Origin of the sequence: Mesorhizobium sp. M4A.F.Ca.ET.050.02.1.1, assembly GCF_003997725.1 — a bacterium.
Taxonomy (GTDB): domain Bacteria; phylum Pseudomonadota; class Alphaproteobacteria; order Rhizobiales; family Rhizobiaceae; genus Mesorhizobium.
The window spans coordinates 1-10,195 of sequence record NZ_RZSG01000149.1 but is presented as its reverse complement, the minus strand read 5'-3'; the positions used below and the strand labels follow the sequence as shown (position 1 = coordinate 10,195).

The window sequence follows — 10,195 nt, the reverse complement described above, 5'->3', positions numbered from 1 at the left end:
CCCATGAAGCTCGGCGCGAGCTTCATGGCGCCGTCGAGCGATATGCGGCCATGCGTAGTGCGCAGCCCGATCAGGCCGCAAAAACTAGCCGGGGCGCGGATCGAGCCGCCGGTGTCTGAGCCGGTGGCGATGTCGGCGAGCTTGCCCGCCACCGCCGCCGCTGATCCCGACGACGAGCCGCCGGTGACGCGCTCGGGCGCGGCCGGGTTCACCGGGAAGGGAAAATGCGCGTTCTGGCCCATCAGCGAGAAGGCAAGCTCGTCGGTCTGGGTCTTGCCGACGAATCGCGCGCCGGCGTCGAGAATGATCTGTACCGCCGGAGCGGTTTGCGAGGCGGCGTGGGCGTCGGCGAATTTGCCCGGATTGCCGCAGCCGGTGCGGTAGCCGGCGACGTCGTAGATGTCCTTGACGGCCAGCCGCAGCCCTGCCAGCGGGCCCAGTTCCGCATGCGCGACAGGCATTTGGCGAAGGTTGAGGAAGGCGTTGAACGGTCCGTGCGTGCCTGTCATCGTTCGATATCCGGATACGGTATTCCGTAGATTGTTCGATGCCGGAAATTTTACAACCGCAGCTTACGATTTTTATTGATTGTGAAATCCATCGCTCCTATATCGCGCTTGCCCAAAGTCGCACGTGCCTGTGGGTGTCCGCCGATCCTCGAATGGTGAGGGCAATCGGTAAGGTAACTGGAGCCAACCACTCCAGTCGGTCAGTGGCCAACCACAAGATCGAGGACACCTTGAAGCAACGACGGTGCGGGCCTTTCTGGTTCTCTTCCGGTTGTCCAAAGACCGGGGTTACTAAAGAGGCACACCTTCATTGCCGGCAGTGCGGACGGGTCTCCCATCCAAGCCAAGGCAGACAAAGCGAACCGAGGCCGGGCAAGGCCAAGGTTCACCGCCGCGAGACGGCATTTCATGGTTCCGGGGTCTCCACCGGCTGGTTCCATGGATTTTCCGTCCCGCCTTTGTCCACCGCGTGTTCGCGAGGCCGACAGCCCGCGTCCCGCAGCCTTATTGCGCGCCGAAAGGCGTTATGGAGAGACCCCGATGGCCACCCAGCGCATCCTTGACTTCCTCGCCACCCGACGTCCGAACGGCCCGTGCCTCGTCGTCGACCTCGATGTCGTGCGCGACAATTTCCGCGCCTTCGAGAAGGCGTTGCCCGATTCCAAGATCTACTATGCGGTGAAAGCAAACCCGGCGCCGGAGATCCTGCGCCTGCTTGCTGCGATGGGCTCGTCCTTCGACACCGCATCGGTTGCCGAGGTCGAGATGGCCATGGACGCCGGCGCGCCGGCCGACCGCATCTCCTTCGGCAACACCATCAAGAAGGAGCGTGATATCGCACGCGCCTACCAGCTCGGCATCCGCCTGTTCGCGGTGGACTGCGTCGAGGAGGTCGAGAAGATCGCCCGCGTCGCACCCGGCGCGCGCGTCTTCTGCCGCGTGCTGACCGACGGCGAGGGCGCCGAATGGCCGCTGTCGCGCAAGTTCGGCTGCGTGCCGGCAATGGCGGTCGACGTGCTGCGCCATGCCAAGGCGCTCGGCCTCGACGCCTATGGCGTGTCGTTCCATGTCGGCTCGCAGCAGACCGATCTCACGGCCTGGGACCGCGCGCTGGGCGATGCCAAGAAGGTGTTCGCGACGCTCGCCGACGAGGGCATCGTTCTGAAAATGGTCAATATGGGCGGCGGCTTCCCGACCCGTTACCTGAAGGACGTGCCGGTGGCGCAGGCCTACGGCCAGGCGATCTTCTCGGCGCTGCGCAAGCATTTCGGCAACGCGCTGCCCGAGACCATCATCGAGCCAGGTCGTGGCATGGTCGGCAATGCCGGCGTCATCAAGTCGGAAGTCGTGCTGATCTCGAAAAAGGCCGACAACGACAATGTGCGCTGGGTGTTCCTCGACATCGGCAAGTTCGGCGGCCTCGCCGAAACCATGGACGAGGCGATCCGCTACCCGATCGTCACCGCCCATGACGGCACCGAGACCGCGCCTTGCGTGCTCGCCGGTCCGACCTGCGATTCGGCCGACGTGATGTACGAGAAGACGCCCTATCCGCTGCCTCTGTCGCTGACCATCGGCGACGAGGTGCTGATCGAAGGCACCGGCGCCTACACGACGACCTATTCCTCGGTCGCCTTCAACGGCTTCGAGCCGCTCCGATCCTACGTGATCTGACCGGTTCGCAAGAACCGTTCTGATCATCCCAGGTGGGCGCATGTTCGCCCACCCGGGCTCGCCTGTGGAACAGACCTCCGCTCGTGAAGGATCGCGGACATGGAATACCTGATCAAATCGGCCATCGCGGCCACCGACATTGCCCCCTCATCCGGCCCTTCGGATCAGCTCTTCTTCGCGGGGGAGAAGAGCCCGATGGCAGCGCTTGCGCCCTCCCTGGCCCAACGGGCACAGGCTGGCTCGCGCGGCGAGCCGGGTGAGGGGGCCTCACAGGCTCCGGCATTCACCGTCGTGGCGGAAAGCGCCGGCGATATCGAGGCGCGCGAGGACCTGCTCGACCGCGCCATGGGACCTGGCCGTCGTAGGAAGTCGTCGGAGAAGCTGCGGCGCGGCCGCCGGCCCTCGGAAGGCCTGGCCTTTGTCGCACGCGATGCCTCGGGCGCGGTCCTCGGCACCGTGAGGCTTTGGGATGTGACGTTGGGCGAAGGCGGTCCGGCGGCCCTTCTACTCGGACCGCTTGCCGTCGAACAGGCGCTCAAGGGCTCCGGTGTCGGTTCGGCGCTGATGCGGCATGCGGTGACTGAAGCGGCGCGCCTCGGCCATGGCGCCATCCTGCTCGTCGGCGACGCGCCCTACTACGGGCGCTTCGGATTTTCGGCGGCGAAGACCGGCGCCCTCGCGATGCCCGGCCCCTATGAGCGGCACCGCCTGCTGGCGCTGGAACTGATGGAGGGCGTGCTCGACGACGCACACGGCACGCTTAAGGCTGCGGGACGCAAGCAGAAGGCGCAGTCGCTGGCCGCCTAGACATCATCCCAAAGAGTGGGAACCGGTTTTGTGCAAGGTCACGGTCAAACCGAAAGAAAACGCCGCCCATCGAGGCGGCGTTTTGCTTTGATCTTGGCGCTGTCGTCAACCAAGCAACTGGCTTAGCGCCATGGCGACAGTCATGTCGCCCTCGACCTTTATCTTGCCGGACATGAAGGCCATGGTCGGGTTGAGGTCGCCGGCGAGCAGCGAATCCAGATCGTCGAGCGACAGCTTGACGGTGCAGTCGGTCGGCGCATCGGTGGTGGAGACCGTGGCGCCGTCGATGACGATGACACCGTCGCTGCCGGTGTCGAACTTGACCGAATGCTCGAAGCCCGCGCTTGCCACGCGCGACTTGATCCTGTCGGCAATCTCCTGAACGCTCACGGCGGTTCTCCTCATCTTGTTGCGTTTGATACGCGGCGGCGCATTGCCGGCGCATGTCGCGATCACGGTCGCTGACGCATATAGCTTCGCATTGACGTTTACGTCAACGTGGTGACGATGCGTCATCTCGCATCAGCTTGGCTAGCGGCGGCGAATGCGTCCGCGCCGCGATCAGTGCTGCTTGAAGGGCTTGGTCATTTCCGAGGCGGTCTCGCCAGCGCCCTTGCGGCGGCGAATGGCGTTGTCGCGGATCTCGTCTTTGGACAGGAAGTTGACCTGGTCGATCAGCACCTCATGCACCAGCTCGACGCCGACGCGGGCGTTGATGCTGTCCTGGATGGACTTGCGGAAGGCATCGAGATCGATTGTGTCCTTCTTGGTGAAATCGACCTGCGGATTGGCGTAGAGATAGGAGTAGACCTGGTCGGTGATCAGCGCGTCGGCCGGTATTGACAGCTTCTTTATCTGCTCTGGCTCGACCGTGTAGACGAGCTTGGTGAGAAAATAGCCGTCGATCCTGGCGTCGCGGATCAAGGGCACCGAGATAATATCGGTCTTGACGTAGTCGAGGCCACCCAGCATCGGCTTCGGCGGCTCGCCCACGCCGGCCTTGCCGGCAGCCTGGAACGAATAGAACACGGCGCCGAGCGTCGCTGCGCAGATCCAGATCGCGGCGGCGATGAACTTAATCACCGGTCTTTCCCTCGCGACGCCCTGGCGGCCGGGATCATGCTCTTGCCCAGCCGAACTCGCCGGCCGAATAAGTGCCGTCGGCCTCGGCGCGCTGAATGGCGCTCTTCAGCAGATGGGCGACCTCGTTGACGGCGTTGAGATGGGCGAGGATCGCCGCCTCGTTCTTGGCCAGCTTCTGGCGCAGCCGCGCCAGGCCTTCGCGATGCTGCTCCAGGAATTCGATCTCGTTGGCGCCCTTCATGGCGCGGGTCAGTTCGTAGAGATAGCGGCTCTTGCGGGCGTTGGACGCCTTGAGGTCGAAGCCGGTGCTGGCACGGATACCAGCCGTCTCCTCGTCGACCGCTTCCTCGATGCGGCCGATGATGGCGGCGAGGTTTCCGGGGCGAGCGAGCGGGATGGGCGCTTCCGAGGTCCGCGCCGGAAGGGTGGAGAATTCGGATTGGTCGGCCATGAGGCTCCCTAGATTTTTGTATCGGTTTCTATGGTCGTATCGTCGCCGGTCATCGACCGCGCGGCCTGGCGCTGCAACTCCTGCACCATGGACGTCGACAGCCGGATCTGTTGGTCGATCTCGGCCTTCTCCGGCCCACCCGAAACCGGGCCGACCGGCACGATGCGCTTGCCGTCCATATAGTGGTCGGCGAGCAGTGATCTGGCGATGCCGATGCCGCCGCGCGCGGCCATGACATTGGCCAGTTGCTCGGCCATCTGCGATTTCCACATGTCGCCGGCGAGACCCTTGCCGTAAACGCCCTCGGTGTCCTTGGGCATCATGTTCTGGATGAAGGTCTGCAGCACCATCGCCTCGAAGCGCTGGAACTTCTTCTCCGGGTTCGCCACCTCGGCTTTGTCCGCCGTGGCCCGGGAAAGCATGGTGCCGGCGGTGTCGACTGAAAAGGCGGCCGAGGCGCCACCAGTCCGTTTGGCCAGCGCCGCGCGCGCGGCTTCGACGTCCGTCGGCTCGGCAGCGCGAGCGACGTCCAAGACGATGTCGCTGGGTGGAGAGATTGCCAAAAAAGTCCGCCTCTTGCCGGTTTTTGCTATCCGCACAATGACTGAACAAGCTTGTGGCAGGCTTGCGAGCCCAAGCATCGAGTGGCTCGTCTTTCGCCATCGCGATTTTGCTGTGCTACGAAATGGGAGATCGTTCTTGCCAGCGGTTAGGGGCCAAAGTGTTGGATGAAGATTATCGAGAGATTTCAGATTTCCGGGCGAGGCGTCGTAGTCGTCGGTGACCTACAGACCGACTTCCGGATGGGCCAAAAACTCAACGCGATTGTCATGAGGCCGGACGGCTCTAAAACCTCGACGGCCGCGGAGAAAGAGTATGCGCTCCGGCGGATCGACGATGTCGCTCACGAATTCGAAGTGTTCGTGCTGCGTCATGTTGATCTAGCTGATGTGCCCGAGGGCAGCACTCTCGATCTGACTTTGATACCGAGTCGCTAGTTAGTATCGTCGCGTCGCTTCTGCGCGATCAGATCGAGCCGCTCGCGGTCGATGCGTTCGCGCTCGTCGCGGCGGCGCACGTCCTTGTAGGCGCGCTCGACCATGTTGGTGCGCGCCGTCGCGGTGGCGATGAGAGTTGCTTCCTGCCTGGCGCTTTCCAGGCTTGCCTGCTGGCGGACCAGGGCATTGGCGATGCGGCGATGGTAAAGGTCGGGGAACTGGCCGGCCAGCGATTGGTCAGCGTCGAAGTGCTCGACCAGTTCCCTTGCCTCGGTCTCGGCCGCTCCCGCCTGCGCCAGGAATGTCGCATGGCGCGTCTCGTGCAGGGCCTTGAGCTGCTCCTGCACCTTGACCAGTTTCCGCAGCCGTTCCTTGCGCGTGGTCATTGCGTCACCGTGCCAGTGTCAGGTCGACAAAGCCGTCGACGAACAGCGACAGCATGGTGCCGATGGCGAGGTAGAAGAGGATCAGGCCGCCGGCGATGACGAAAGGCAGCGAGATGAAGTAGACGGGGATCTGCGGCGTCAGCTTGTTGACGAAGCCGATGGTCAGATTGACCAGGATGGCATAGGCGACGAACGGGCTGCCGAGGCGGATGACCAGGAAGAAGGCGTCCGACACGGTGTCGGTGAGATCGACGAGCGCCGCCTGCGGATTGAAGAAGACGTTGACCGGCGCGACCGTGTAGGAGGCGACCAGAGCGCGCACGATCTCGTGGTCGAAGTCGACGACGAAGAGCAGCAGCAATGCCGAGAAGGAGATGATGGCGGCCAGCGCCGCCTGCGGCTCCGGCTCCTCGATCGCCGGGCCGCCGGCGCCGCCATAGCCGATCAGCGTGGCGATGGCCGAGCCCATGAAGCGCAGCGCCTCCATATAGAGCCGGGTCATGGCGCCGATCAGCCCGCCGACCAAGAGTTCCGAGACGATCATCGGCGCCAGGACCTGCGGGCGGGGATCGACATACGGGTAGATGCGGTCCCAGAGGAAGGCGAGCAGGCCGCGGGTGGCGGCGACCGCCACGAAGAGCCGGACCTGGATCGGCACGCGCGCACTCGACAGGCCTGGCATCAGCATGAAACAGGCGCCGATGCGGCAGAAAGCCAGGAAGGCGGCGATGACGACGCCTTGCGAGAGCGCGCTCACGAGATCGTCCCGAGCACCTTGATCTCGACGCCCTTGGCGATCTCGACATGGGAGAGCACCGGCAACGTGGTGAACAGGCGCTCGATGATCATGCGCACATAGGGGCGCGCGTCCGGCGCGGTGACCAGCACGAAGCGCTCGCCGGCTTCCAGATGCTTGCGGATCGCCTTGGTCGCATCCTGGCCGAATTCCTCGAGCTGACGCGGGTCGATGTCGAACTCGCGCACCTCGCCCTTGGCGTCGCGCTTGAGGCTCTGGTGGAAGGCGAGGTCCCAGCGGTTGCCGAGACGCAGAACCTTGAGCACGCCGCCCTCGGAAAGATCGCCGCAGATCTGCTGCGCCATGCGGATGCGCACGTGCTCGACAATCTGTTCGGTGCGGCGCACATGCGGCGCGATCTCGGCGATGGCTTCGATGATCAGATGCAGGTTGCGGATCGAGACGCGCTCGGCGAGCAGAAGCTTCAGCACCGCCTGCAGGCCGGGATAGGAGATGTGCGAGGTGCAGATCTCGTCGGCGAGCTTGCGGTATTCCGGATCCTGCCTCTCGAGCAGCGCCTTCATGTCCTTGTAGGAGAGAAGCTGCGGCAGGTTGTTGCGGATGACCTCGGAGAGATGGGTGAGCAGCACCGACATGTTGTCGGCATAGGTGTAGTTCTCACGCTTCAGGTCCTCGGCGAAGGTCTCCAGCACCGAGAAGGCGCGCATGCCGAAAGCCGGCTCGCGGATCTCCTCGCCGGGCAGGTCCGGCACGTCGCGGGTGCCGAGCAGCACCATGATCTCGCCGACGCGCATCTGGTACTCGGCGACGACCGTGCCGTGGACCTTGATCTGGTAGCTCTTCGGCGGGATGGCGAAGTCGTCGGCGACGCGCACTTCCGGCACGACGAAGCCGTATTGCTGGGCGAACTTCTTGCGCATCTTGGCCATGCGGAAGACCAGCTCCTGATGTGACACAAGCAAGCGCGTCGACAGCTGCTTGCCGATCAGCAGCTCGATCTCGGCGGTGGCGAGCGAGGCCTTGACTGAGTTCTTCTCTTCCTCGGCCTTCTTGGCCTTCTCCTCGTCCCTCAGTGCTTCGGCGGCGGCCATGGCGCGGTTCTGGCGCATCGGAATGACGTAGCCGAGACCGGCCATGCCGCCAGCAAGCGCGAAGAACGGGAACAGCGGCAGGCCGGGCATGAGGCCGAGGATGACCAGCAGGAACGCCGCGACGTAGAGCGCGCGCGGATGGGCGCCGAGCTGGCCGAACACGGCCTGGTTGGCCGAGCCGCGGGTGCCGCCCTTGGAGACCAGCATGCCGGCGGCGAGCGAGACGATCAGCGCCGGGATCTGGGTGACGAGGCCGTCACCGACCGACAGTTTGATGAACACGTCGGCGGCTTCGCCCATACCCATGCCGTGGCGGATGTAGCCGATGGCGATGCCGCCGACGATGTTGATGGCGGTGATGATGAGGCCGGCGATGGCGTCGCCGCGCACGAATTTCGAGGCGCCGTCCATAGAGCCGAAGAAGGAGGATTCCTCTTCCAGCTCGCGGCGGCGCAGCTGCGCCGTCTTCTCGTCGATCATGCCGGCGGAGAGGTCGGCGTCGATCGACATCTGCTTGCCGGGGATGGCGTCGAGGGTGAAGCGGGCGCCAACCTCGGCGATACGGGTGGCGCCCTTGGTGATGACGATGAAATTCACCACGATCAGGATCAGGAAGACGATCAGGCCGATGACGAAGTCGCTCGACATCACCAGCTTCGAGAAGCCGGAGATGACATAGCCGGCCGCGTGCGTGCCCTCATTGCCGTGCGAGAGGATCATGCGCGTGGTGGCGATGTTGAGCGACAGCCTGAGCATGGTGGCGATCAGCAGCACGGTCGGGAAGGAGGAGAAGTCGAGCGGCCGCTGGATCCACAGCGCCACCATCAGGATCAGCACCGACAGCGCGATCGAGAAGGCAAGGCCGATGTCGATGAGGAAGGCCGGGATCGGCAAGAACAGCACCGCCAGGATGACGACGATGCCCAGCGCGAAGAAGACGTCGCGGCCGTTCTTGGCCACCAGGCCGGCCGGGATTGTTTCGCTGATCGCCATATCGTCCTCAAGTCTCCAGCGCGCCGAACGCGCGGCAGCCTTTCGAGCCTAACCAGCCAAGCTTGCGCGAGGGTGGGAGACTGGCTACTGCCGATGGGCGGCATCCTCAGCCGCGCGCAACCTTCAGAAGGGGACCGGCATGCTCGTGATTATCGGCACCATCCGCCTGCCGGCGCATAGGCTGGACGAGGCAAGGCCGGCCATGGAGAATATGGTTTCGGCGAGCCACGCCGAGCCGGGCTGCCTCGAATATTCATATGCGCAGGACATCCTCGACGCAGGGCTGATCCGCGTCACGGAAGTGTGGAACGACAGGGCCGCGCTCGAGGCGCATTTCCGCACGCCGCACATCGCCGACTGGCGCGCGAGCTGGGCGGCCCTCGGCATCGGCGACCGCAACCTCGTGCTCTACGAAGCCGGCGACGCCAGGCCGATCTGAAGCGGGCCCCCCTCATCGATATCATTCCGATCGAGCGGCGCCAAAATGGCGCCACAAGCAGGCGGCATTGCAATAGCCACGCATGCCGCCCGGCGTATCAGGCACGGCAGCTTTCCATTCCCTTCGGAAATCGGCCAACCGCTCCGATGACTGCCACAAACCACAGCCAAGTCTACGCCCGCCGCCTTCGCGCGGTGCTGACCCGATCGATCCCGCTGCTCGAGGCGCGCGGCATCGTCATCGTCGTGCTTGCGGGTGTCGTCGGGGTGATGTCGGGCGCGCTGGTCACCGGCATGAGCGAACTGGTGCAAGGCATGCACTGGATGCTGTACGGTGTGCAGCCGGGCGGCCGGCTGTCGGCGATGTTCTCGCTGGCAAGCCCGATGCAGGCGCTGATCCCGGCGATCGGCGGCATCCTGCTTGGGCTGACCGTGATCTGGCTCAGGAGGCGCAAGTTCCGCACTCCGGTCGATCCGATCGAGGCCAACGCGCTCTATGGCGGGCGTATGTCGCTCACCGACACGTTCATCATCGTCGGCCAGACGGTGCTGTCCAGCGGCTTCGGCGCCTCGGTCGGGCTGGAGGCCGGCTACACGCAGGTTGGCTCTGGTCTGGCGTCGCGGCTGGCGCGCGCCTTCAGGCTGCGCCGCAACGACGTGCGCATCCTCGTCGGCTGCGGCGCCGCCGGCGCCATCGCCGCCGCCTTCGACGCGCCGCTGACCGGCGCTTTCTACGGCTTCGAGCTGATCATCGGCATCTATTCGGTCGCCAATGTCGCGCCGGTGATGACGGCGGCCATCTGCGCCTCGCTGACCGCCGAGGTGTTCGGCGTCGTGCCTTTTCCGCTGGAACTGTCCGGCCTGCCGGCGCTGACCGCCAGCCAGTACATCCCGTTCCTGCTGCTCGGCCTGCTCGGGGGCGCCGCCTCGATCGCCATCATGCATCTGGTCAGCCTGATCGAGCACGGCTTTGCCCGGCTGTCGGTCGATGCGTCGCTGCGGCCCTTC

General features: G+C 64.7%; 13 protein-coding genes. 5 read left to right on the top strand and 8 right to left on the bottom strand.

All coding sequences use genetic code 11. From position 1 onward, the window contains the following. On the bottom strand, positions 1–509 hold a 509-nt coding region (locus EOA33_RS12875), incomplete at its 3' end, for an amidase family protein (RefSeq protein WP_245482324.1). Positions 510–1,049: 540 nt separating this feature from the next. Between EOA33_RS12875 and odc2 the strand changes: the two genes are divergently transcribed. Both odc2 and EOA33_RS12865 read left to right on the top strand, forming a co-directional pair. After that, positions 1,050–2,183: an ornithine/lysine decarboxylase gene (gene odc2 / locus EOA33_RS12870; protein ID WP_126058448.1), complete on the top strand. Its 1,134-nt coding sequence runs from the start codon at positions 1,050–1,052 to the stop codon at positions 2,181–2,183. 99 nt (positions 2,184–2,282) lie between these two features. Beyond that, the gene (locus EOA33_RS12865) at positions 2,283–2,990 is read left to right on the top strand and encodes an N-acetyltransferase (RefSeq protein ID WP_348628234.1); all 708 of its coding nucleotides are present in this window, start codon (positions 2,283–2,285) and stop codon (positions 2,988–2,990) included. A gap of 105 nt (positions 2,991–3,095) precedes the next feature. On the opposite strand, the gene EOA33_RS12860 is transcribed toward EOA33_RS12865, so the two are convergent. The 4 genes from EOA33_RS12860 to EOA33_RS12845 all read right to left on the bottom strand — a co-directional run bounded on the left by EOA33_RS12860 (position 3,096) and on the right by EOA33_RS12845 (position 5,126). Then, on the bottom strand, positions 3,096–3,380 hold the full coding sequence (locus EOA33_RS12860; protein WP_127405792.1) for an SCP2 sterol-binding domain-containing protein: 285 nt from the start codon (positions 3,378–3,380) through the stop codon (positions 3,096–3,098). 171 nt (positions 3,381–3,551) lie between these two features. Beyond that, entirely contained in the window at positions 3,552–4,073 is a 522-nt protein-coding gene (locus EOA33_RS12855; RefSeq protein ID WP_126058450.1) for a hypothetical protein, read from the bottom strand. Between the two features lie 34 nt (positions 4,074–4,107). Continuing rightward, the gene (locus EOA33_RS12850; protein WP_127405791.1) at positions 4,108–4,524 is read right to left on the bottom strand and encodes a hypothetical protein; all 417 of its coding nucleotides are present in this window, start codon (positions 4,522–4,524) and stop codon (positions 4,108–4,110) included. A gap of 8 nt (positions 4,525–4,532) precedes the next feature. After that, positions 4,533–5,126 carry a rod-binding protein gene (locus tag EOA33_RS12845; protein ID WP_189347887.1) on the bottom strand — a complete coding sequence of 198 codons (594 nt, stop codon included), beginning with the start codon at positions 5,124–5,126 and terminating at the stop codon, positions 4,533–4,535. Between the two features lie 126 nt (positions 5,127–5,252). Between EOA33_RS12845 and EOA33_RS12840 the strand changes: the two genes are divergently transcribed. Next, the gene (locus tag EOA33_RS12840; protein WP_126058453.1) at positions 5,253–5,522 is read left to right on the top strand and encodes a hypothetical protein; all 270 of its coding nucleotides are present in this window, start codon (positions 5,253–5,255) and stop codon (positions 5,520–5,522) included. Here the strand turns inward: EOA33_RS12840 and EOA33_RS12835 are convergent. Genes EOA33_RS12835 through flhA form a run of 3 tightly spaced genes read right to left on the bottom strand, consistent with a single transcriptional unit; the run spans position 5,519 to position 8,749 of the window. Further along, a complete protein-coding gene (locus EOA33_RS12835; RefSeq protein ID WP_126058454.1) occupies positions 5,519–5,908 on the bottom strand; it encodes a hypothetical protein in 390 nt (129 codons plus the stop codon). The two genes, EOA33_RS12840 and EOA33_RS12835, sit on opposite strands and share 4 nt — an antisense overlap. A gap of 4 nt (positions 5,909–5,912) precedes the next feature. Next, entirely contained in the window at positions 5,913–6,665 is a 753-nt protein-coding gene (fliR, locus tag EOA33_RS12830) for a flagellar biosynthetic protein FliR (protein WP_127405790.1), read from the bottom strand. Further along, the gene (gene flhA, locus EOA33_RS12825; protein ID WP_127405789.1) at positions 6,662–8,749 is read right to left on the bottom strand and encodes a flagellar biosynthesis protein FlhA; all 2,088 of its coding nucleotides are present in this window, start codon (positions 8,747–8,749) and stop codon (positions 6,662–6,664) included. Before flhA ends, fliR begins: the two co-directional genes overlap by 4 nt. 139 nt (positions 8,750–8,888) lie before the next feature. On the opposite strand from flhA, the gene EOA33_RS12820 reads away from it, so the two are divergent. Both EOA33_RS12820 and EOA33_RS12815 read left to right on the top strand, forming a co-directional pair. Beyond that, a complete protein-coding gene (locus EOA33_RS12820; RefSeq protein WP_127405788.1) occupies positions 8,889–9,188 on the top strand; it encodes a putative quinol monooxygenase in 300 nt (99 codons plus the stop codon). A gap of 146 nt (positions 9,189–9,334) precedes the next feature. Further along, the coding region (locus EOA33_RS12815; RefSeq protein WP_145989124.1) for a chloride channel protein at positions 9,335–10,195 on the top strand (861 nt) is incomplete at its 3' end.

What these genes read in the sequence shown, in the direction of transcription:
- odc2 (WP_126058448.1), top strand. Translation starts at nt 1,050, where the DNA reads ATGGCCACCCAGCGCATCCTTGACTTCCTCGCCACCCGACGTCCGAAC.
- EOA33_RS12865 (WP_348628234.1), top strand. Translation starts at nt 2,283, where the DNA reads ATGGAATACCTGATCAAATCGGCCATCGCGGCCACCGACATTGCCCCC.
- EOA33_RS12850 (WP_127405791.1), bottom strand. Translation starts at nt 4,524, where the DNA reads ATGGCCGACCAATCCGAATTCTCCACCCTTCCGGCGCGGACCTCGGAA.
- EOA33_RS12840 (WP_126058453.1), top strand. Translation starts at nt 5,253, where the DNA reads ATGAAGATTATCGAGAGATTTCAGATTTCCGGGCGAGGCGTCGTAGTC.
- EOA33_RS12835 (WP_126058454.1), bottom strand. Translation starts at nt 5,908, where the DNA reads ATGACCACGCGCAAGGAACGGCTGCGGAAACTGGTCAAGGTGCAGGAG.
- flhA (WP_127405789.1), bottom strand. Translation starts at nt 8,749, where the DNA reads ATGGCGATCAGCGAAACAATCCCGGCCGGCCTGGTGGCCAAGAACGGC.
- EOA33_RS12820 (WP_127405788.1), top strand. Translation starts at nt 8,889, where the DNA reads ATGCTCGTGATTATCGGCACCATCCGCCTGCCGGCGCATAGGCTGGAC.